19 protein-coding genes are annotated in these 22403 nt (G+C 35.9%); 12 read left to right on the plus strand and 7 right to left on the minus strand.

The annotated features are described in order from the left end of the window. Positions 1–256: 256 nt before the first annotated feature. The 7 genes from N0B16_RS07520 (at position 257) to N0B16_RS07550 (ending at position 8755) form a co-directional block, all read left to right on the plus strand. A complete protein-coding gene (locus N0B16_RS07520; RefSeq protein ID WP_262990177.1) occupies positions 257–652 on the plus strand; it encodes a hypothetical protein in 396 nt (131 codons plus the stop codon). Positions 653–826: 174 nt separating this feature from the next. Beyond that, positions 827–1078, plus strand: coding sequence for a hypothetical protein (locus N0B16_RS07525; protein ID WP_262990178.1), 252 nt, complete (start codon positions 827–829; stop codon positions 1076–1078). 126 nt (positions 1079–1204) lie between these two features. Further along, positions 1205–2704 carry a GH3 auxin-responsive promoter family protein gene (locus tag N0B16_RS07530; protein ID WP_262990179.1) on the plus strand — a complete coding sequence of 500 codons (1500 nt, stop codon included), beginning with the start codon at positions 1205–1207 and terminating at the stop codon, positions 2702–2704. A gap of 68 nt (positions 2705–2772) precedes the next feature. Continuing rightward, positions 2773–3135, plus strand: a complete 363-nt coding sequence (locus N0B16_RS07535; RefSeq protein ID WP_262990180.1) for a hypothetical protein — start codon at positions 2773–2775, stop codon at positions 3133–3135. Between the two features lie 81 nt (positions 3136–3216). After that, the gene (locus N0B16_RS07540; protein ID WP_262990181.1) at positions 3217–4452 is read left to right on the plus strand and encodes an MFS transporter; all 1236 of its coding nucleotides are present in this window, start codon (positions 3217–3219) and stop codon (positions 4450–4452) included. 89 nt (positions 4453–4541) lie between these two features. After that, on the plus strand, positions 4542–6605 hold the full coding sequence (locus tag N0B16_RS07545; RefSeq protein ID WP_262990182.1) for an FIDD domain-containing protein: 2064 nt from the start codon (positions 4542–4544) through the stop codon (positions 6603–6605). 86 nt (positions 6606–6691) lie between these two features. Next, the gene (locus N0B16_RS07550; RefSeq protein WP_262990183.1) at positions 6692–8755 is read left to right on the plus strand and encodes an FIDD domain-containing protein; all 2064 of its coding nucleotides are present in this window, start codon (positions 6692–6694) and stop codon (positions 8753–8755) included. A 79-nt stretch (positions 8756–8834) separates the two neighbouring features. Here N0B16_RS07550 and N0B16_RS07555 read toward each other — a convergent pair whose 3' ends face one another. The 7 genes from N0B16_RS07555 to N0B16_RS07585 form a co-directional block, all read right to left on the minus strand. Then, positions 8835–9731 carry an SDH family Clp fold serine proteinase gene (locus N0B16_RS07555; protein WP_262990184.1) on the minus strand — a complete coding sequence of 299 codons (897 nt, stop codon included), beginning with the start codon at positions 9729–9731 and terminating at the stop codon, positions 8835–8837. Next, entirely contained in the window at positions 9731–9940 is a 210-nt protein-coding gene (locus tag N0B16_RS07560; protein WP_262990186.1) for a hypothetical protein, read from the minus strand. Before N0B16_RS07560 ends, N0B16_RS07555 begins: the two co-directional genes overlap by 1 nt. A 163-nt stretch (positions 9941–10103) precedes the next feature. Beyond that, positions 10104–11459, minus strand: a complete 1356-nt coding sequence (locus tag N0B16_RS07565; protein ID WP_262990187.1) for a KAP family P-loop NTPase fold protein — start codon at positions 11457–11459, stop codon at positions 10104–10106. A 55-nt stretch (positions 11460–11514) separates the two neighbouring features. Next, positions 11515–11817, minus strand: coding sequence for a hypothetical protein (locus tag N0B16_RS07570; protein ID WP_262990188.1), 303 nt, complete (start codon positions 11815–11817; stop codon positions 11515–11517). Beyond that, complete coding sequence (locus tag N0B16_RS07575) at positions 11798–12019, minus strand: hypothetical protein (protein ID WP_262990189.1); 222 nt, start codon at positions 12017–12019, stop codon at positions 11798–11800. Before N0B16_RS07575 ends, N0B16_RS07570 begins: the two co-directional genes overlap by 20 nt. Before the next feature lie 275 nt (positions 12020–12294). Beyond that, on the minus strand, positions 12295–13440 hold the full coding sequence (locus tag N0B16_RS07580; RefSeq protein ID WP_262990190.1) for a virulence RhuM family protein: 1146 nt from the start codon (positions 13438–13440) through the stop codon (positions 12295–12297). Continuing rightward, positions 13433–14437 (minus strand): IS1595 family transposase, encoded by a 1005-nt coding sequence (locus N0B16_RS07585; RefSeq protein WP_262990191.1) that lies wholly within the window; start codon positions 14435–14437, stop codon positions 13433–13435. Before N0B16_RS07585 ends, N0B16_RS07580 begins: the two co-directional genes overlap by 8 nt. Before the next feature lie 238 nt (positions 14438–14675). Here N0B16_RS07585 and dnaB point away from each other — a divergent pair, with 238 nt between their 5' ends. The 5 genes from dnaB (at position 14676) to N0B16_RS07610 (ending at position 22387) form a co-directional block, all read left to right on the plus strand. Then, positions 14676–16265, plus strand: coding sequence for a replicative DNA helicase (dnaB, locus tag N0B16_RS07590; RefSeq protein ID WP_262990192.1), 1590 nt, complete (start codon positions 14676–14678; stop codon positions 16263–16265). Between the two features lie 32 nt (positions 16266–16297). Next, entirely contained in the window at positions 16298–16774 is a 477-nt protein-coding gene (rnhA, locus tag N0B16_RS07595) for a ribonuclease HI (protein ID WP_262990194.1), read from the plus strand. Between the two features lie 179 nt (positions 16775–16953). After that, positions 16954–19212, plus strand: a complete 2259-nt coding sequence (locus tag N0B16_RS07600; RefSeq protein WP_262990195.1) for an FIDD domain-containing protein — start codon at positions 16954–16956, stop codon at positions 19210–19212. A 144-nt stretch (positions 19213–19356) separates the two neighbouring features. Next, a complete protein-coding gene (locus N0B16_RS07605; protein WP_262990197.1) occupies positions 19357–21624 on the plus strand; it encodes an FIDD domain-containing protein in 2268 nt (755 codons plus the stop codon). Between the two features lie 133 nt (positions 21625–21757). Continuing rightward, positions 21758–22387 (plus strand): NAD(P)H-dependent oxidoreductase, encoded by a 630-nt coding sequence (locus N0B16_RS07610; RefSeq protein WP_262990198.1) that lies wholly within the window; start codon positions 21758–21760, stop codon positions 22385–22387. The last annotated feature ends 16 nt before the right edge of the window (positions 22388–22403 follow it).

The following is a 22403-nucleotide window of genomic DNA, read 5'->3' on the forward strand; positions in this document are numbered from 1 at the left end:
TTTGGATTACAATATGGATTATAACCACAAAAGCGATTTCGGGAGTGTTCCGAAATCGCTTTTACTTTTAAAAGTATACAAATATTATATTTATTTGGTTAAATCTGTTGGTTATTAAAACAAATCATAATCCATAAATTTTATACCAAATCACAATTTTCTGTAATTTATTTAAAAAATCGTTAAAATAAATACATTATGCTTTTACGGCATAGTGTTTGAAAAACTACCCCGTATAAACCAAAAAAATTTTATTATGAAAAATGCAATCAAAATTTTAGGCCTTTTTATGCTGGTCATCTTTTCAGCAGTCTCATTTACCTCTTGCAGCGATGACGACGATCCGGCAAACAATGATTTCTTTGCAGGAACCTATAAAGGAAACTTATCGTATAGTGATGGCGGTTCTACCAATGTTTCTACAGATAACGGAAGTGTATTTGTTACCAAAATCGCAAGCGGAACCAAATATAACTTTGCATTCTCAAACAGCATTCCTGATCTGAACGGAATAGAATTTGAGCAGCAAGGCGATAATGTATTGGTGATGGTAGGCTCTACAGCTACTTCATACATCAGAATCGATAACAATGAGCTGAAAATACTTTATTCGAAAGATGGAAAAATATGGACAGCCAACTGTACAAGATAATACTCTTCACTCAATATATCCAAGCCTGCTTCCTGACTGGAAGCAGGCTTTTTATTTATTTTACCCTCACTTTAATGTTTTTTTAATCTGTAATAAACTTTAGTTAAGGTTGTTAAAAACAAATTTCACATCAAGATTTTCTGTAAATTTACTTCAGAAAACAAACCTACACTTATGAAAAAAATGTTAACCGCAATGTCTCTTATTTTAGGATTGGGACTTGCAACAGCACAACAAACTGTTCCGGCTGTTCCGGCAACAAAAACAGTTCACCAAACCACAAAAACAGTAAAAGCGGTACAGGCAGAACCTGCTAAACCTGCAGCGAAAATGAAAAAAGACGGAACCGTAGATAGAAGGTATAAACAAAATAAAATGCTGAAGAAAGATGGCACTCCGGATAAGAGATATAAGGCAAATAAATAAATCAGCATATTCATTGTAATTTCATAATCAAATTTTTTCAGGAACCGGTGAAACCATTCACCGGTTTTTTTTGATATAACCCAATAATTTATTCCTGCAATTTCTAAGTTATTTATACATTTGAACATGTTAAACTTTCTAAAGAAAAAAACAGCACTGATCTGGGCAAAAAAACATGTCCGGAAAAGCGCAGATTTCAAAGAAAATGCAGAGAATTATCAGGAAAAACTTTTACTTTCTTTAATCTATACTGCCCAAAAAACACTTTTCGGAAGAGCGCATGACTTTGAAAATATCCATACAATAAAAGATTTTCAGGAAAAAGTACCGGTGGCAGATTACGAAGATCTTAAACCTTATATTGAAAAAGTAAAACGAGGGCAGCGAAACATTCTCTGGACAGAGACTCCCGAATATTTTGCCAAAACATCAGGAACGACTTCCGGCTCAAAATACATCCCCATCTCCAAAGAAGGTATGCCATTTCAGGTTGCAGGAGCGCAAAGTGCACTGTTTCATTATATTGCAAAAAAAGGAAATGCCGACTTTGTAAACGGAAAAATGATCTTTCTGCAGGGAAGCCCGGAACTTGAGGAAGTTTTCGGCATCAAAACCGGCAGGCTTTCCGGGATTGTAGCGCACCATATCCCCAAATATCTTCAGAAAAACCGGCTTCCAAGCTGGGAAACCAATATGATGGAAGACTGGGAAGCCAAAGTGGATAAGATCGTACAAGAAACTGAAAAGGAAAACATGACGCTGATCTCCGGAATCCCACCTTGGCTGATTATGTATTTTGAAAAGCTGATTGAGAAAAACGGCAAAAAAATTAAGCAGCTCTTTCCAAATCTTCAGCTTATTGTTACCGGCGGTGTCAATTATGAGCCTTACCGTGAAAAAATGGAAGAATTACTGGGCGGAAAAGTGGATATTGTTCAGACATTTCCGGCCTCGGAAGGTTTTTTCGCATTTCAGGATGATTATACGAAAGAAGGGCTTTTACTTTTAACGAATCACGGCATTTTCTACGAATTTATCCCGCTGGAACAGTTTGGAAAAGCTGATGCACAGCGATTAACACTGAAAGAAATCGAGCTTCACAAGGATTACGCGTTAATTCTCACAACAAATTCCGGACTTTGGGCGTATTCTATTGGTGATGTAGTAAGGTTTATCGATAAAAAGCCCCACAGAATTCTGGTAAGCGGAAGAACAAAACATTTTACCTCGGCATTTGGGGAACACGTCATTGCGTTTGAAGTGGAAGAAGCCATGAAAGCGGCTGTAGAAAAATTCCCTGCGCAGATTACAGAATTTCACCTCGCTCCTCAGGTAAATCCGCAGGAAGGATTACCTTACCATGAATGGTTTATTGAATTTGAAAAAGAACCCGACAATTTAGAAGGGTTTAAAAACGAATTGGATGATCAATTGAGAAAAAGAAATACGTATTATGATGATTTAATATCAGGAAATATTCTTCAGAAACTTAAAATCACCCGGCTTTCAAGAAATGCTTTTCAGGAATATGCAAAATCTCAGGGCAAACTGGGCGGGCAAAATAAAATTCCGAGATTGGCCAATGACAGAAAAACAGCCGATTTGTTAGAAATTTATAAAATTTAGCCGTTTTTTTATCATTACCAAAACATATATTCAAAAATTTTGATACATTTGAGAAATAAAAAATAATAATGAAAGCATCTGTACTTTTAAAATCATCTTTGTTAACCTCTTTATTCTTAGTTTCTTCTTGCGCAACGACCAAGTTTTCTGAAAATGTTTCACAAAACAATTATTCTACATTGGAAGCAGGAAAAATATATGTTTTTACCATGAAAGACGGGTCAAAAAAACAAAAAATGCTTTTTAGAAATGTTCAGGGCGATAATCTGGTCGGAACGGCCGGAAAAAAAGACAGTACAGAAGTGATTATACCAAAATCAAACGTGGTCTCTGCCAAAGATAAATCAAAATCAAATGTTACTACCGGAGCAGTGATCATCGGAGCTGCCGCAGCTGCCGCTATCGTTATCAGTGCTTCGAGAGCAGATTAATAGACGGTATCTTACCTCTTATATTTAACGAATCATATCTGAATAGTTTTTATTATAAATATTTAGCGCTATTTTTGTGATATGATTTCGTTTACACCGCTTAAAACATTAGAAAATGTTGAATTCAGAAATCTTCTTACGGGAAGATTTTTTATTGTTTTAGCATTCCGTATGCTCGCAACTTTATTGGGATGGTGGGTTTATCAGTTGACAAAGGATCCTTTTTCTATCGGCTTAATCGGGCTTTCAGAAGTTATTCCCGCGGTAAGCTGCGCTCTGTATGCAGGCCATGTAATTGATATGAATGAAAAGAAGAAGCTACTCCTGATCTGTAATTACACTTATGTTTTTCTGATCGGATTATTGCTGATACCTGCTTTCTTTCATACACAACTCCATTTTACAGGGCACGAGATTACGTATTACATCTACGGCGTCATTTTTTTTACCGGAATTGCAAGAGCCTTTATCGGTCCTATCGTTCCGTCTATGATTCCTAAAATCGTCCAGAAGGTGAATCTTCCGAACGCGATCACCTTAAATCAGGCTACTTTTCTTATTTCTTCAGTTTGCGGACACGCCGCCGGTGGATTTTTAATTGGTTTATTTGGGGTAAAATGGACTTTACTCGTTATTATTTCTTTAATTTTAATTGCATCCGCTTTTTTCTGGCAGATTAATAAGCAATATTCTGAATATAAGAAAGAAGACATTAAAATATTGGAAAGTATGCGTGAAGGGATTTCTTACATTTTTAAAACCAAAGAAATTCTCGGTGCCCTTTGTCTGGATATGTTTGCCGTACTTTTCGGCGGCGCGGTGGCGATGATTCCTGTATTTGCGACTGACATATTAAAGTCGGGGGCAGAAGGTTTCGGGTTGCTGAATGCAGCTTCGGATATCGGTTCTATGATTATCATTATGACACTCTCGATGATTCCCCTACAAAAGAATCAGGGCAAAATTCTTTTGGTGGCGGTTGCCGGATTCGGATTCTGCATCATCGGTTTCGGATTATCAAATTATTATTGGCTATCCTTCATATTCCTCGTTATGAGCGGAATGCTAGACGGAATTTCTGTAGTTATCAGAGGAACAATTGTTCAGCTGAAAACACCTGATCATATCAGAGGGCGTGTTTTAAGCGTAAATTCGATTTTTATCATGTCGAGCAACGAAATGGGACAGTTTGAGAGCGGACTCACCGCAAAAATGATGGGCGTGGTACGTTCTGTAATTTTTGGAGGAAGCATGACGGTGCTAATTGCATTATTGATTGGAAGCACCAATTCTAAATTGAGGAAAATGCAATATTAGAGATATATCTGCGTTTTACCTTAAATATATATTAAAATTCAGTTCATGGTTAATAATTTTTTTATATTTGTACTAAATATTTTTCGAAAATGAAAAAAACTCTACTCATTTTTTTAATGGTCTTATCACAGATGGCTTTTTCACAATCAGATTGTCCTACTGCAATCACCGTTTGTGGCAACTCTGGAATCTCATACACTCCTTCCGGACCGGGAACTATCCTGGAAGATCTTGGAGGATGTTTGACAGATGACGAAAACTTCTCTGTGTGGTATACTTTCACCATTGCAACTGCAGGGACCCTCACTTTCACCATCAATCCTAACGTCTTTGAAGATGATTACGATTTTGGAGTGTATGGCCCCAATAAAACATGCGGAACTTTAGGAGCACCTATCCGATGTAATTTCTCAGGACTGGACGGTCCCACCGGGCTTTCTTTAGCAGTAACGCATCCTGCAGTGAACGGACAGTACAGCGGGTATATGAATGTTCTTCCGGGGGAAACGTACTATCTTGTTATTGATAACTATTCAAACAGCCCGAACGGATTTTCACTCAACTGGGGCGGAACTGCTACTCTGGCTTCTCCATTTAATGATCCTTCATTAATTACGAACCCTTTCATTGCACCGGGACTTCCTAATGCAAATCCTAGCGCACCAAATGAAGTAGTTGTTTGTTCAAATCCTGCAACTTTTGATTTCACTACGTTAACCAACGGAATCATTAACGGAAATACAAATTTCACAGTAGCTTATCATCTTAATACAAATGACCTGTTAACAGGAAACAGCCCAATTGTAACACCTATTACTGTAAATACTACCAGTACATACTATTATAGTATTACCTATAATGACCCTACCAACCCGAATAATCCTATCAATAAATGTAAACAGACGGGAAGTTTTAAATTTAAGGATGGTACCATCACTGGAACCGATGCTACGTTAACAGAATGTAATGACAATAATACCGGAACTGCAGTATTTGATCTTACGACCGCAAACGTAATTGCAGACCCTACCGTTACTAAAAAATATTATCCGTCAATGTTTGACCTTACTGCGGGAACCAATCAAATTACAAACCCTTATCAATACACATCCGGAGGCGGATCTGTATATGTGCTTCTGACCTCACAGTACGGGTGTACGGATATCGCAGAAATCAAACTCAATTTCTTCCCCGTTGTAGTGGTTACCGAAGCAACATTAAGATCATGCTTTATTGAGGCCAATCCTTCAACAGCTTTATTTAATCTTACGGTTGCTACTGTAAATACACAGGCGGGAACTACAAAAACATATTATCCATCAGCAACGGATGCGGTGAATCAGACCAATCAGATTACGAATCCTACCACCTACATCGCGCCAAACGGCGTAGTGTATGTAAGAGTACAGAATACTAATGGATGTTATACCGTTGCCAAAATAACACTTGTGGTGATCTCACCGGTTTATTCTAGTGTTTTGGTTGATAAAACCATCTGTATTGAAGACAGAACGACTTTAGATGCAGGACCAGGTTTTGCCGGATATGAATGGAGCACAGGAGCTACGACTCAATCTATATCTAATGTGGGCGTCGGAACATATTGGGTAAAGCTTAAAACAGGAGATTGTATTGCAAAACAGGAAGTGAAAGTCTATCCTTCTGAGCAACCAGTTATTTCAAGTGTTTACATTGAAAATGATGGGATTGCAGTGATTGTAACAGGAGGTAATCCTTCTTATCAGTATTCTTTGGACAATGTGAACTGGCAGGATTCTAACCAATTTTCAAATGTTACAAGAGGGGATCACACTATTTATGTAAAAGATGCCTACGATTGTGAGCCTATACAAGTTGATTTTATAGTTCCTAACTTAATCAATGTAATTACACCAAACGGTGACGGAGTGAATGATGTCATAGATTATTCTGCGTTAGCCGGAAAACAAAATCTGGTCTTAACTATTTTTGACCGATATGGAGTGAAAGTAGGAGTTGCTGATAAATCAACAGGCTTCAAATGGGACGGAACTACGGCCGGTAAAAAAGTTCCTACAGGAACATATTGGTATTCTGTAACATGGGTTGAAAATGACAAGAAAAATACGCCATTTAAATTCTCTGGATGGGTGATGGTAAAAAATAGAGAATAAAAATTATTCAGACAGAAAATCGCTTCGTGAAGCGATTTTCTGTTTTGACATTTTACGTGCAATATTTTGTTTAAATTATTTGAAAAATGAAAAAATTACTACTCTTTTTTATTTTAATTACGTCTCAGCTCTACTTCTCGCAGTCAGATTGCGTATCAGCAATACCTGTATGCGGAAACTCTAATATTTCCTACACTCCTTCGGGGCCAGGAACCGTATTGGAAGATTTGGGAGGATGTCTAACTGATGACGAAAACTTTTCTGTATGGTATACTTTTACAGCAGCTACATCAGGAACATTGGCATTTACCATCGATGCAAATAACAACACTACGGATTACGATTTTGCAGTATATGCACCCAATGCGACATGTGCTGCCTTAGGGCCACCCATCAGATGTAATTTTGCAGGAGCTGCTCCTAATGGAAATACCGGCCTTGAATTGGTTCCTAGTGGTTCCGCTTATTTCGTTCCTTATTTGGATGTTGTTGCAGGGCAGACTTACTATTTAGTAATTGATAACTACAGTAACGCACAAAATTCCGGATTTTCTTTAAACTGGGAAGGAACAGCGTCTTTGACTTCTCCATTTACAGATCCTGCGTTAACGCCTCATCCATTTATTACGCCGGGAGTTCCGGCAGCAATTCCTACCAATCCTAATGAAATTCTGAAATGCGCCCTTCCGATGCAGTTTGATTTCACTACGCTTAGTGCAGGAATTCTAAACGGAAACGTCAATTTTACTGTTACTTATCATAATACGGCCAATGATGCCATTACAGGTAACTCACCACTTACTGTGGCAACTGTTGACGGTACTACAATTTATTATTACCGACTAAAATATCAGGATCCGGCGAACCCGAATAATCCGGTAAACGGATGCTTCCTGACAGGGAAATTTAAATTTAAACAGGGAAATATTGTTGCAAACGACAAAACCCTTATCGCCTGTAATAATAACGGAGCAGGAACAGGAACATTTGATCTTACTTCTGCTATCGTATTCGGAGATCCCACTGCGATCAAAAAATATTATCCTACTTTAAATGATCTCAATGCGGGAACGAACGAGATCACCAATCCAACCGCGTATGTATCGGCACCCAAAACAATTTATGTAAAAGTAACTTCAGTGGAAGGCTGTACAGATGATGCTACCATTACTTTAACATTTTATCCTACCGTTACGGTTACTCCGGCAACATTACAATCTTGTTTTATTGAAAGCAATGTGACGACTGCGGCATTCAATTTGACAACGGCTAATGTTACTCCTTTATCAGCCGGTATTGTTAAGAAATATTACACTACAATGGCCAATGCAGTTGCAGGGACCAATGAGATTGGAAATCCTTCTATTTTTATTACAACAAGCACAGATGTATATGTAAGAGTGACCGATGCAAACGGATGTTATGCCATTACTACAATTACTCTTAAAGTTTTGCCTCCTGTAAAATCTGCAATTCTTAAAGACAAAACCATCTGTATAGAAGACAGAACCACATTGGATGCAGGTCCTGGTTTTGACGGTTACGAATGGAGCACCGGTGCAACCACACAATCTATTCAGGGTGTAGGAGTAGGAGCGTATTGGGTAAAATTAAAAACAGGCCCATGTTTCACACTACAGCAGGTAAATGTATTTGCCACACAACAGCCGGTAATTACAAGCGTTGATATTACCAACAATACAATTACCGTGAATGCGAACGCAGGAACAGCACCATATCAATATTCTTTAAACGGTACTACTTGGCAGGATTCTAACGTATTTACCAATTTGCCGAGAGGTGAAAACACCATTTTTGTAAAAGATGCTTTTGACTGTAATCCTGAATCTGTACAGGTAACTGTGCCAAATCTTCTAAATGCAATTACTCCGAATGGAGATAATGTAAATGACGAGATTGATTATTCAGCTTTGGCATATAAGAAAAATCTTGTCTTTATTGTCTATGACCGTTATGGAAACAAATTATACGAAGCAGACAAAATAAGAGATTACAAATGGAACGGTACTTCCGGAGGTAAAAAAATATTAACCGGAACGTATTGGTACACTATTACTTGGACCGAAAATGATAAAACCCAAACCCAGACAAAATACAACGGATGGGTATTGGTAAAAAACAGAGAATAATAAAATTTGGTAAGTATATACCTGTTTACACAAAGGTAAAAAATAGAAAAGAGGATTAATTGATTTAATCCTCTTTTTGTTATTCAATTGATTGAATATATGCTTTACCTTCTTGATTTTCAATTATTTTATAAACTGCTGTTTGAGTTAATGTTATAATTGAGGCGTGGTGTACACTTAAAACTTTATCTTGTAAATCTTGATTAGATTCTAAATCAATAATCTTCAAACCCAATCCTTTAAGAATTTCAGGAGGAAGATGCCTATCATGTGATAATGTAAGAGCATGGCTTCCTAATTCCTTAATAACTGCATCTGCCTTGGTTTCTCCATCAGTTTCTCCATGAAACATATTATCTCTCAGCCAATTTTTAACCATATCTTCCGACCATTTGATTGCTTTTTCGCACTCTCCAATTAAAGTCGGGTTATATTTAGATAAAATTGTATGCCACACTGGTATTGTTGCTGGATTCGCATCAATTTCTTTCTTCGCTTTCTCAAACTCTTCAATTACGCCATGTGTAGGTAAGCCTCCTATTTGGGGATCTATTGGTCCTAAGTTTGAATGTTTCCCCATTAAAATTTCCTTGCAAGAACACGCAATCATAGTTCCTGCAGACATTGCTGTTTGTGGTATTATAGCTCTAATATCATTTCCGAAAATTGATTTTAGATAATTAACAATTGATTCTGTGGCTCCAATTGATCCTCCTGGAGTATGAAGAACTAAGTCTAAACCTTTTGATTTATCTAATCCATTAATCGTAGACATGAATCCCATTTTATCTGAATCTGTAATATCAAATCGAAATCCATGTGACGATAAGTGACCTTTTTGTAACCATCCGGAATAATATGTCAGTACATTTCTACCAGTTTTATCAGCTAATTGTTTTACATATTTCCTCCGAATTAAATCGAAAGGGTTTGGCTGATTATTTATCTCTTCAACTATCTCATTCCAAGTAGGCATTAATCAATTGTATTAGTTACATTAGAATTTGTAGATAGTCTTGTCCAATGAAATTTAGTTTTAGTAATTTCACTTTTCTTAAAATCATATTTATTAATTCCATATAAAAAATCATTTTTTGGCATTTTTTCAATACCTAATTTTTTATACAACTGCTCTGCTTCTTCTTGCTTATGTATCCTTATTCTTTCTGCTTCTAATTTTTCCATATTATTTTTTTTAAAAGTAATTCTTCTAAACGTCAAAAGTTGTCGTGTTATATAATATATTAAATCTACATCCAATTTTCGAGTCTGCAAAATTAATCTTTATATATATAATATATACTGTTTATCAAGGATAAATCTACAAAATTTATTTTACATTAATTTCCTAGTTAATATGTACTGCTGAACTTATTTCAATTCTTTCCAAAAAAATGTTTAAATTCATTCGCTTACTTAGTCCATTTCGAAATTGTTCGTTATAAAATACAAATAAATCATCTCTATTATTGATTGCTTGATTTCTGTTATATATCCAGGAATTAAATAATGACTCATCCAAATAGTTGCTGTAAGACAAATAAAAATAACCTTCAATATGTAAAATGTGAGAATTGAGACCTCTGAGTATTAATTTTTCAGCAATGTTTCTAAAAATATTTGTTAGCTCATTTATTGGTATATCTTTCCTTTGTATTTTTATATAAATTTCGCTCTCAGTAAATTTTAGATAAATTAAAAAAGCAATTAGAATAGTATAAACTTTTTTATCTTTAAATAATAATAATGATAAAGCTGTTGCAGCACAAATCTTTTCTAAATCACGTAAAGATTCTTTATCGAAAGCCTTGCTGAAAAAATCTTTAAAATTTTCAAATTCGTACTGATCATTTAATGGAATTTCTGAGAAATACAAATCTATTTGATAATGATTGAAAAGGTATTTTATGTAATCTGAATTTAATGGTGTAGGCAAAGTGTATTCAATGTCAAAGAATTTTTTCAGGTAATTACCAACATCAATATTATCTGAATTATAAACTCCGTTTATGGCATATCCTAATTGCTTTTTATCAATAGCTAATATGAAAATAATATTGTTGACATTGAAAAAATGTTTAATTTTTTCGAGAATAGAAACTGCATAATTCGGTCTACATCTATCTAATTCGTCTACAAAAAATATGACTGGCTTTTCAGGTGATAAACTAGAAATTGAAATTTCTAATTCATTTCTAAAATCTTTAAGTGACTGTTTCTTTTCTGTATAATTATCAACAAGCTTATTCATTAAGTTCATCGAGCCTTTTAATGTTCCTTCAATCATATCAACTCCTTCAACTGTAAGATATTTTGTTGCGATGCTTTTTCCAATAACAGGAATAACATCAGTAGCAAAATTTGAAGCAGCTTGAATTACACCTTTAAATGTTGTGGAAGATTTAGCTTGAAGAGTTGTTAACTCTCCTAACAGTGCCGTCAAAGGTTCATCTTCAAAGTCATTTTCCCAAGCATTAAAGTAGACAGTTTTATAACCGTATTCATTTAAATGTAAAAGTCTTCTCCACATTTCAATAAAAGTCGTTTTACCTGTTCCCCATCGATTATCTATGGCTATAACCATTCCTCTATTATAAGTCTTGATAATTTTTGTTAAGTTAATAGCATATACTTCTCTATTTAAAAGACAACCTTCAAATGGATTGGTATCAGAATATTTAATTTGTGGATTTTTTAATTGCATTAATGGTTTTTTCCAAATTTATCAAATTAAAACCATATCATTATCATTAAAGATATTAGTACTCAATTGTAGATGTAGTAATTTCAATTTGCTTTTCAATTTGTTCTAACGTCTTTGGATCATTTAATTTCAAACTATCAATAATCCTAATTGCTCTCAATCTATACGGATCTTTAATTTCATTCTCACTTTTGAACAAAGAATCTAATTCATATCCTTTTACCTTATTTTTAAGATCAATATTCTGTAACTTTAATTCAGTTAATTCTTTTTGCTGTTTTGCATAGTCGCAAGATGTTAATAAAGCAATCAATAGTAGCAATAGAAATGATTTCATTTTATTTCTTTTTGATTTCATTATGAATGTTTTTATAGTTTATAACAACCATTTCTTCACCCTGATATAAATAAACGTCTCCGTTTTTCGTATCGAATAATGATGATTCGACACCATTATATTTGAAAATATACCTTCCAGAATCAGAAGTATATCTGCCGAATAGAAATCCAGTCGTTAATGCAGCAAGAATTGTAATAGAAATTAATAAGTAGTTTTTCATTTGTTATAAGTTTGTTTTCTCACTCAGTCCCAAAATGAAAGGTTATAAAATGCGAAAGCGTGGAACTTAACCGTATTTTATTTCTCGTGAGGCTCTGGTAAGCCAATAGGTAAATAAATAGGAAGCCCACGCCCTATGGCATGAGCATTCGCTAATTTATATACACCTATTTTTGAATTTACCAGATTCCACGAGGTAGTATAAACAGCTAACGCTTTGTTCGTTAAAGTTTGAATTGCAAATCTAATTAAAGTTTCAGACTTGCAAAAGTTTTATTATTCTGCATTAGGATCAAATCCTAATCCTTTTTTTAATTTTTTATCAAAGTCAGATAATTCATTTTCTTGTTCAGCCTGCTTTAGAAACCCACTAATACTAAAATGAGATTTTGAAGGAACTTTTCCGGTTGTTTTAATCTCATCAACTACTTTGTCAAAATCGGATTTATATTCTATATCCTGAATTACTCTAAATTTTTCGTATTCACTTTCGGCCGTTTTTTTAGCAATAGAAGCCGATACTTTGCCTGAATCTTTAAGTATGTTATACTCGTTAAATTCTAAAAAAGAATCAAGCCTTTTTATCCAATCTACCATTCTTAAAGCTTTATTTCTTCTAGCCATACTGTCAGCAAAATCTAAGTACATAGTAATTAACATATTTAGCTCTCTTATTTCATCTTCTGTCAAATAATTCTTTGCAATATGGACATCTGTTTTTAGAATTTTACCTCCTTTTTTCTCATTTTTCCAAGAGGTTAAACCCATATTCTCTTTATTTGCATTTGCTCTAAGCTTTACTAATTCAGCTGCCGTATGATTATGAATAGCCCAATGTAGTTTATTTTGAACTGTTGCATAAAATTCTTGGGTTATTGGTGAATGAGCATCATAGTCTATAGCTGTAGCATATATGTCTGTGATTTTTTGATAAAATAGTCTTTCACTTGATCGGATTTCTCTAATCCTTTCAAGTAATTCTGAAAAATAATCTTTTCCAAACATTTTGTTTCCCTGCTTTAGTCTTTCATCATCCAAAGCAAAACCTTTAATCATATAATCTTTTAGTACAGAGGTTGCCCACTTTCTGAATTGTGTAGCTTTATATGAATTAACTCTGTATCCGACAGATATAATCACATCAAGGTTATAAAAATCTATTTTTCTTTTCACCTCTCGACCACCTTCATTTTGAACTTGTGCAATTTTTGCACTTGTTGATTCTAAATCAAGTTCACCTTCTGCGTAAATGTTTTGCAAATGTTTTGTTATTACTGATCTATCTACATTAAATATTTCGGACATAGATTTTTGAGTAACCCAAATCGTTTCAGTTTTATTATCTACAATAACTTGTATATTTGTATTTCCGTTATCAGATTGGTAGAATATGAAATTTGAATAATTTTCTTGACTATCCATTTATAAGTGTTTTATAAGTTAATTTAGTTTGTAGATTTAAAAGTAACAAATTAAATCTGTTTTCGGCTGTATGTTTTCTTGTATTGAATCTAAATACAAATTCATCTACATATTTTTGAAGATGCTTTCTGGAAACATGGTTATACATTCCGGAAATACTCTTCTTTAAAATATTCCAGCTCCCTTCTATGTTGTTTGTATGAACAGTACTGTCCTGCAGACTTACATATTCTTTTTTGGAATGGTCAATTATCTTATGATCGTAATATTTGTTTAATCCTGTGTAACCAAGCCATTCATCACTAATAAGTCTTGTAGTTTCTGGATTTACATATTTACAGATCAATGGTTGAATACTTTTTTGTTTAGTATCCGGAACTACAAAAGCGTTGATCCTACTTATAACGTGTACAACTTTTTCTCTTACCATTTTGTTTGGAATAACTCGGTGTGGTCGTTGTATGATTTCACTTTCTCCCCTTTGTAAGATTCCGGCAACTGGAGTTTTATCCTTAAAGCTTCGCCCCTGCGAATTTTTTACTTTTTTATCTGTATGTCTATTTTTATTCTTCCCTCCAATAAAAGTTTCATCACATTCTACCGTTCCCTCAAGTTCATTATTATTCTCAATGCCAAAACATTTTCTAATTCTCTGTAGCATGAACCAAGCTGACTTTTGAGTAATATCTAAATCACGGCTTAGCTGCAGAGAAGAAATTCCTTTCTTATGAGAGGTAACTATATAAATTGCCAAAAACCATTTCTGCAACCCTAATTTAGTGTTGTCAAAAATGGTATTGGTTTTAACGTTGAAGTATTTGCCGGTGTTCTTACAGCGATATTTATTATCTTTACACTTATAGACTTTTGAAGTCGGATCGAAAGGTGAAATTACATCACCATTCCATCTTAACTTTTCTAAATGATCAATACATGACTGCTCGTCTGGAAAGGCTTTTATAAGATCTAAAATAGATTTGAAACTTGTATTAATCATTACAACTACTTAATTGTAATGCAAATATAAGAAGTTAATTACACAAGAACAAATCTATTTAGTGTACATTTGTATATAGTTACCTAAAATTTTATATAATTGTGAAAATCACCTCAAAACTGAGGTGATTTTTTTATTAACAAATGAAACCCTTTACTGATGCCGTAAGCAAAGTTTTTGATTATAAAATGTTGATTAGTATTTTCACATTATTTTTTAAATAAGCTATCTTTGCAAAATGGCGCAGAAAGAAACATTATCATCTCTTACACAAGGAAATTTTGCCCGTGAGTTATCGATTGCAGACGGAAAAATGCCTCCCAATGCAGTAGATTTTGAACGGCTGGTTATCGGTACTTTTTTAATTGATAAAAAAGGGCTGGATGAATCGATTGACCTGATTACACCCGAAGTTTTTTATGATCCGCGACACTCAGTGTTATTTGCTGCCATTTTAAAATTGTATGAAGGAAACCACCCGGTTGATTTAATGACCGTAATCCAGGAATTAAAGAAAACCGAACAGCTGAATGCTGCCGGTGGTGACCATTACATCATAGAACTGACAATGGGGGTGAGTTCTTCTGCCCACATTGAATACCACGTGCGTGTGATCCTAGAAAAATATATTTTAAGAAGCCTTATTAATGTTTCAGCCAATGTTATTGATACTTCGTATAAAGAATCGACAGATGTTTTTGAACTTTTAGATAAAGCTGAACAGTCATTTTTTGAAATCACCAACGGAACCATCAAAAAAGGGTTTGACACTGCCAATTCATTGGTAAAACAAGCCATAGATACCATCAAATCTTTAAAAGACAAAGAAGGGATTTCAGGAGTTCCTTCCGGGTTTACCGCCATTGATAAAGAAACCGGGGGTTGGCAAAATTCAGATTTAATTATTATTGCAGCACGTCCCGCGATGGGTAAAACCGCGTTCCTGCTTTCCATGGCAAGAAATATTGCTGTGGGACACAAAATTCCGATGGCTTTGTTTTCTTTGGAAATGGCATCTGTACAGTTAATCACCAGAATGATCGCATCCGAAACCGGAATTTCATCTGAAAAATTAAGAAAAGGACAGATGAGTGATGAAGAATGGCAAAGACTGTTCTCCAACGTTTCAGAATTAGAAAATGCACCGCTTTTTATTGATGAAACCCCTTCCCTTTCTATATTTGATTTCCGTGCAAAATGCCGTAGACTTGTTATGCAGCATGGTGTGAAAATCATCATGGTAGATTACCTTCAGCTGATGACTGCAAGCAGCGGCGGAAAAGGTGTCGGAAACCGTGAGCAGGAAATTGCCATGATTTCCCGTTCGTTAAAAGCCATTGCCAAAGAACTGAATGTTCCTGTAATTGCCCTTTCACAGCTTTCCAGAAGTGTGGAAACCCGCCCCGGCAAAAGGCCTCAGCTTTCTGACCTTCGGGAATCCGGAGCGATTGAGCAGGATGCCGATATTGTATCTTTCATTTTCAGGCCAGAATATTATAAGATTGCAGTTTGGGATAATGATGAGGAAGGCCAGGAATCTTCAACAGAGAATCAGGCAGAATTAATCATTGCAAAGCACAGAAACGGAGCGACTGCTGATGTACGACTTTCTTTTTTGAAAAATATTGCAAAATTCAGCGATCTGGATCTTTTCGGAAACAGCGGATACGGATATCCTTCAGGAAACGGACACTCCAATGAGCCCAGTGGTTTTGAAAAAATAAAAACGACGATTCAGCCGGGAGCCGCTTTTGATCTGCCGGATAATTCCAAAGTTTCAGGATCTTCTATGAATGATCTGGATGATGAGGATGATTTTCCTTTTTAATTCAATACTATTATTAAATTATCCTAATTAAATTGAGAATTGAAATCTACACAGACGGCGCATGCAGCGGAAATCCCGGAAAAGGCGGTTATGGGATTCTCATGAAAGTTCCTGAAAAGAATTATCAGAAAACATTTTCCAAAGGTTTCCGGAAAACGACCAATAACCGAATGGAGCTTCTGGCAGTAATTACAGCACTCGAAAAACTAAAATCTACGGAAAACGATATTCATATTTTTACCGACAGCAAATATGTTTCTGATGCCATCAATCAAAACTGGATTGCGGGATGGATAAAGAGAGGCTGGAAAAATGTGAAAAACCCGGATCTCTGGAAAAAGTTTATTCCTCTTTATCAGCAACATCATCCTACACTGCACTGGATCAAAGGCCATGCAGGACATTTTGAAAACGAATTGTGCGACAAGCTTGCCGTAGCGGCTGCCAGTTCTGAAAATCTGGAAATAGATTCTTATTTTGAGCAGATAGAAAATAATTCTTTGTTTTAATTGAATTGGTTCTGTTGTTTTAGACTAATTCAAACTTACATAAAATTCTTTAATTATTTATTTAATATATCCGACTTCCTTTGCAAAATGCATATTAATAATTCAAAATTTAACAGTAAATACATATTTTAATCTAAAAATTTTATACATTTACGGGTCTAATTAATACCACGTAATACATGAATAGAAAATTACTGTTTTATTTTACCTTTATTGTATTCTGTTTATCCGGAAAGTTCCAATCTCAAACGTATCAGCTTATCGGCAATCCTGTTAACACCACAGGTTGGGACGTTGTTCCTTCTGCGGTGGTGAATGGTGATTTTGTGCAGCTTACCGCGGATCAGACTTCATTAGTTGGCGGTATTAAACTTAATGCTCCCATCAATCTTAAATTCTGTGATAAATGGAGGGTAGAATTTGATTTCAGAATAGACGGAAACGGGACCACCGGTTACGGAAGAGGTGACGGTTTTGCATTCTGGTATCTTGCAAATCCACCGGCTTCCTATACACAAGGTGGAGGTCTGGGAATTCCTGCCAATGCAACAGGGTTGATGGTAGGCTTTGATATCTTTAACAATACCACAGAAGGACAGATGAGCAAGGTTCATGTATTATATGGGACCAACAATACTGCTGGTTCTAATATAGAATACAATACTACAGCAGGAAGCACCTATCACACACCGGATCTTATTGCAACCCAGCCGTTTGTAGGAGCAACTTACAAGCATGTAGAAGTAAATGGTGAAGTAAATCCCGCTAATCTCAATAACTGGATTATTAAAATAAAAATTGATAATGTATTGGTTGTTGATCAGTCTTTTGCACCATCTGGAGCTGCAGTAGGAATGACACAGGGATATTTTGGTTTTTCAGCATCCACCGGTGCTGCGAGCGCAAGACATTCTATAAAAAATGTGAAAGTGTATACTGATAAAGTTTCGTTACTGCAAACTTCTATCAGCCAGTCTTTCTGTCCTAATCCGACGACAGGCTCCGGAACTGTAAATCTTACTTCATTCAATACACAATTTGTCAACAATCCTGCTAATTATACTTTTACGTATTATGTTTTGGGAAATTCTACTCCCATTGCAAACCCTACTAATTATCAGTTTAGTGCCAATACAACGATTACCGTGGTTGTGAAAGATAATGCCGCAATATTGTGTGACAATCCGGATGGCAAAATCATACTTTCTTTATCTGGTTTCAGTGCAAATAATGCGACAGTTTCTGCGTGCAACAATAACAATTCTCCGGCGGCAACTTTTGATCTAACTTCAGCCAACGTAACCCTTGTTCCGGGAGTTACCAAAAAATATTACAAGACCCTGGCTGATCTTAATGCCAATACCAACGAGATCACCAATCCTGCTGCTTACAATTCTGCACCCGGAACCGTTTTTGTAAAAGTTACCACGCCTCAAGGATGTACAGGAACTGCACAGATCACACTCAGTTTTCTGCCTTTGCCCGTCGTAACACCGGCAACGATGCAATCTTGTTTTATAGAAGCCAATCCTTCAACGGCAGCATTTAACCTAACAACAGCAAATGTTACTGCTCAGCCTGGAACATCCAAAAAATATTACCCTACAATGACGGACGCTATGAATGGCACTAATGAAATTGTGAATCCATCCATTTATATTTCCGGAAGCACAGATGTTTTTGTAAGGGTTACAGGAACCAATTCCTGTTTTGTGATTACAAAAATTACGCTTAAAGTTTTACCGCCTGTAAAATCTTCAATATTAAAAGATAAAATCATCTGTATAGACGACCGCACAACTTTAGACGCAGGACCCGGTTTTGACGGATATTTGTGGAGCACCGGAGCAACAACATCATCTATACAGGGCGTTCCTGTAGGATTATATTGGGTACAGCTAAAAACAGGAACCTGTATTACTACACAGGTTGTAAAAGTAAGTGCTTCTACAAGCCCGGTGATATCGAGTATTGACATTACGAATAACACGATTACCGTGAATGCTTCCGGAGGAACAGCGCCTTACCAATACTCTTTAAACGGTACAACATGGCAAACCTCGAATATTTTCACAGGTCTTCCGAGAGGTGAAAATAAAATTTTCCTTAAAGATTTTTATGACTGTGAACCGATTGAAATTCAGATCACCGTTCCGAATCTTTTAAATGTAATCACTCCGAACGGAGATAATATCAACGACGGTATAGATTATACGGCTTTAGCGTATAAAAAAGATTTGGTTTTTATTGTATATGACCGGTATGGCAATAAAAAATATGAAGCCGATAAGATCAGAAATTTCAAATGGGACGGAACTTCAGGCGGAAAAAAAATACCGACAGGAACCTATTGGTATACAATCTCCTGGACAGAAAATGACAAAAACAACACCCAAACAAACTACAACGGCTGGGTACTTGTAAAAAACAGAGAATAAAACTGAAATCACTCCTTTTACGGAGTGATTTTTATTGTAAAAAAAATTAATCAATACTATTTAATGAAATTTATCCTTTAATAATCTATTTATTGAAAATTATTTAAACGCCATTGAAAACTCAAATTAAACAACTTTATTAAAATGAAAAGAATACTACTGTTTTGCTTTTTAATTATTTTATCGTTTTTTTCTCAGAATACTTCTGCGCAAACGTATCAGCTTACAGGAAATCCTGTTGTCACTGCGGGATGGGATATCGTACCCTCCACCATTGTAAACGGTGATTTTGTACAGATCACTCCGGATCAGACTTCACAGTTTGGTGCCATTAAACTTTCAAACCCAATTAATCTTAAATTCTGCGATAAGTGGAAAGTGGAATTTGATTTCAGAATAGACGGAAACGGAACTCCTACCTATGGAAGAGGTGATGGCTTGACGTTTTGGTATCTCTCAAATCCACCCACCGCATTCACCACAGGAGGCGGATTGGGAATTCCGGCCAATGCCAACGGATTGATGGTTGCTTTTGATATTTTCAATAATACGACTGAAGGACAGATGAGCAAAGTACATGTTTTATACGGCACCAACAGCGTTCCTGCAACAAATCCCAATGTAGAGTACAATATGACGGCTGGAAGCACTTTTCATTCTGCAGACCTGAATTCTACACAACCATTTGTAGGCGGTACCTATAAGCATGTTGAAGTAAATGGTGAGACAGATCCTACCAATCCTACCAACTGGATCATTAAAATCAGAATTGACGGCGTACAGATTGTAGACCAATCTTTTGCGCCTTCCGGAGGTGCCATCGGGATGACGCAGGGCTATTTCGGTTTTTCGGCAGGAACAGGAGCCGCAAGTGCAAGACATTCTATCAAAAACGCTAAAATCTTTATCGATAAGGTTCCTATTCTACAAAATACAGTCACGCCATTTGTATGTGTCAATCCTTCTACCGGTAATGGTTTTGTAAATTTAACTTCGTATGCTTCGCAGTTTGTAAATATTCCAAGCAATTATATTATCACGTATTATGTATTGGGAAATTCAACGCCTATTGCCAATCCTAGCAACTTCCAGTATACCGGAAATACAACTATTACCGTGGTAATTAAAGATCCATCTTCAACTTTATGTGATAATGGTGACGCGAGAATTATCTTGAACCCTACTCCTTTTTCTGCGGATGACGCCAGTTTGACCGCTTGCAACAACAATAATGCAGGGGTGGGATATTTTAATTTAAATAATGCCGCTGTAACCTCTGTACCGGGAGTTACAAAAGAATATTATCCTTCTCTGGCGGATTTAAATGCGGGAACCAATCAGATTACCAATTTTACAAATTATCCTGCAGCAGCAGGAACAACCGTGTTTGTAAAAGTGACCACTCCGCAAGGCTGTGTAGATAATGCACAGATTACACTGAATATTTATCCTGTTGTGGTAGTGAATGATGCTATTCTGAGAACCTGTTTTATAGAGGCGAATCCTTCGACAGGATCATTTAATCTAACTGTTGCCACGGTTACATCACAATTAGGAACAACAAAAAAATACTATCCGTCACTGACAGATGCCGTAAACGCTACCAACGAGATTACCACACCTTCTGCCTATATTGCTCCCAATGGCGTTGTATATGTAAAAGTGACTGACGGGAACGGATGTTATGCAGTTGCAAAAGTAACATTAATCGTTTTTGCGCCTGTATATTCTACTGTTTTAAAAGACAAAACAATCTGTATGGAAGACAGAACGACTTTAGACGCAGGTACCGGATTTGCTTCTTATGAATGGAGCACCGGAGCAACGACATCATCTATTTCCAATGTGGGAGTAGGAACCTATTGGGTAAAACTGAAAACAGGTGACTGTATTACAAAACAATCTGTAAAAGTTTATCCTTCAGAACAACCGGTAATCACAAACATCTATATTGAAAATAACAGCATTGCCGTAACCGCAAACGGAGGAACTCCCGCTTATCAATATTCTATGGATAATGTTAACTGGCAGGAATCAAATGTATTTTCAAATATTGTACGGGGAACCCATCAAGTTTATATTAAAGATGCTTATAACTGTGAGCCTATTGAAGTAACTGTCACGGTACCTAACCTCATCAATGTAATTACGCCAAATGGTGACGGACTGAATGATGTGATCGACTATTCTGCCTTAATGGATAAAATTGATCTTTCGTTTACCATTTTCGACCGGTATGGTGCTAAAATTTATGAAGGAACGAAAGCAAACCACTACAAATGGGACGGAACGGCCAACGGAAGAAAAGTGCCTACCGGAAGCTACTGGTACGCCGTAACCTGGAGTGAAAACAACAAGAACAGGACCCCCGTAAAATTCTCCGGATGGATCATGGTGAAAAACAGAGAGTAATTCTATCAATATAACAATTGATTACGAAAACCGTTTCTTTTAAAGAAGCGGTTTTTTTACGTTTAAAAATTTAAAAATGCATATTTCAGCATAAAATCGGCATTATTCGCATTCAATTCTTAAATTTGTCTTTATGAATTATTTGGAAGCTTTAAGCAGAAGATATTCTGTAAAAAAATTCAACCCCGAAATGATCATTCCGCAGGATACCCTTCTCAACATCCTTGAGTCCGGAAAACTGGCGGCAAGTTCTCTGGGTTTACAGCCTTATAAAATTCTGGTGATACAAAGCAAAGAGATGAAAGAAAAACTGATCCCTGCTTTTTACAATCCGTCACAAATTTCTACATGCTCCCATCTTATCGCTATCATTTCTAAAAAAGATATAGAAGAAAATTATATTCTAGGATACTTCAGCCACATTTCAGAAGTCAGAGATATCCCGGTGGAAAACCTGGATCCTTTTAAAAAAAGCATCAGTCAGCACATTACACAAAAAACACAGGATGAAATTTTTAATTGGGCAGAAAAGCAGTCCTACATTGTTTTGGCCAATCTGATGTTTGCAGCAGCCATAGAAAATGTAGACACCTGTCCTATGGAAGGTTTCCGGCAAGATCTGATTGAAGAAATTTTAGAAATTGATCCTACCAAAGAAAAAGTAACGGTTACACTGGCTTTAGGTTACCGTTCTCAAGAAGATGCCTTTCAGCATATGAAAAAAGTAAGGAAACCAAATGAAAAATTGTTTAAATTTATGTAACCATGCAGACAGTCTG

The sequence above is a fragment of the Chryseobacterium gilvum genome, assembly GCF_025628965.1.
Classification (GTDB): domain Bacteria; phylum Bacteroidota; class Bacteroidia; order Flavobacteriales; family Weeksellaceae; genus Chryseobacterium; species Chryseobacterium gilvum.

Coding starts and splice junctions, on each gene's coding strand:
- N0B16_RS07520 (WP_262990177.1), top strand. CDS start 257: ATGAAAAATGCAATCAAAATTTTAGGCCTTTTTATGCTGGTCATCTTT.
- N0B16_RS07525 (WP_262990178.1), top strand. CDS start 827: ATGAAAAAAATGTTAACCGCAATGTCTCTTATTTTAGGATTGGGACTT.
- N0B16_RS07530 (WP_262990179.1), top strand. CDS start 1,205: ATGTTAAACTTTCTAAAGAAAAAAACAGCACTGATCTGGGCAAAAAAA.
- N0B16_RS07535 (WP_262990180.1), top strand. CDS start 2,773: ATGAAAGCATCTGTACTTTTAAAATCATCTTTGTTAACCTCTTTATTC.
- N0B16_RS07540 (WP_262990181.1), top strand. CDS start 3,217: ATGATTTCGTTTACACCGCTTAAAACATTAGAAAATGTTGAATTCAGA.
- N0B16_RS07545 (WP_262990182.1), top strand. CDS start 4,542: ATGAAAAAAACTCTACTCATTTTTTTAATGGTCTTATCACAGATGGCT.
- N0B16_RS07550 (WP_262990183.1), top strand. CDS start 6,692: ATGAAAAAATTACTACTCTTTTTTATTTTAATTACGTCTCAGCTCTAC.
- N0B16_RS07555 (WP_262990184.1), bottom strand. CDS start 9,731: ATGCCTACTTGGAATGAGATAGTTGAAGAGATAAATAATCAGCCAAAC.
- N0B16_RS07560 (WP_262990186.1), bottom strand. CDS start 9,940: ATGGAAAAATTAGAAGCAGAAAGAATAAGGATACATAAGCAAGAAGAA.
- N0B16_RS07565 (WP_262990187.1), bottom strand. CDS start 11,459: ATGCAATTAAAAAATCCACAAATTAAATATTCTGATACCAATCCATTT.
- N0B16_RS07570 (WP_262990188.1), bottom strand. CDS start 11,817: ATGAAATCAAAAAGAAATAAAATGAAATCATTTCTATTGCTACTATTG.
- N0B16_RS07575 (WP_262990189.1), bottom strand. CDS start 12,019: ATGAAAAACTACTTATTAATTTCTATTACAATTCTTGCTGCATTAACG.
- N0B16_RS07580 (WP_262990190.1), bottom strand. CDS start 13,440: ATGGATAGTCAAGAAAATTATTCAAATTTCATATTCTACCAATCTGAT.
- N0B16_RS07585 (WP_262990191.1), bottom strand. CDS start 14,437: ATGATTAATACAAGTTTCAAATCTATTTTAGATCTTATAAAAGCCTTT.
- dnaB (WP_262990192.1), top strand. CDS start 14,676: ATGGCGCAGAAAGAAACATTATCATCTCTTACACAAGGAAATTTTGCC.
- N0B16_RS07600 (WP_262990195.1), top strand. CDS start 16,954: ATGAATAGAAAATTACTGTTTTATTTTACCTTTATTGTATTCTGTTTA.
- N0B16_RS07605 (WP_262990197.1), top strand. CDS start 19,357: ATGAAAAGAATACTACTGTTTTGCTTTTTAATTATTTTATCGTTTTTT.
- N0B16_RS07610 (WP_262990198.1), top strand. CDS start 21,758: ATGAATTATTTGGAAGCTTTAAGCAGAAGATATTCTGTAAAAAAATTC.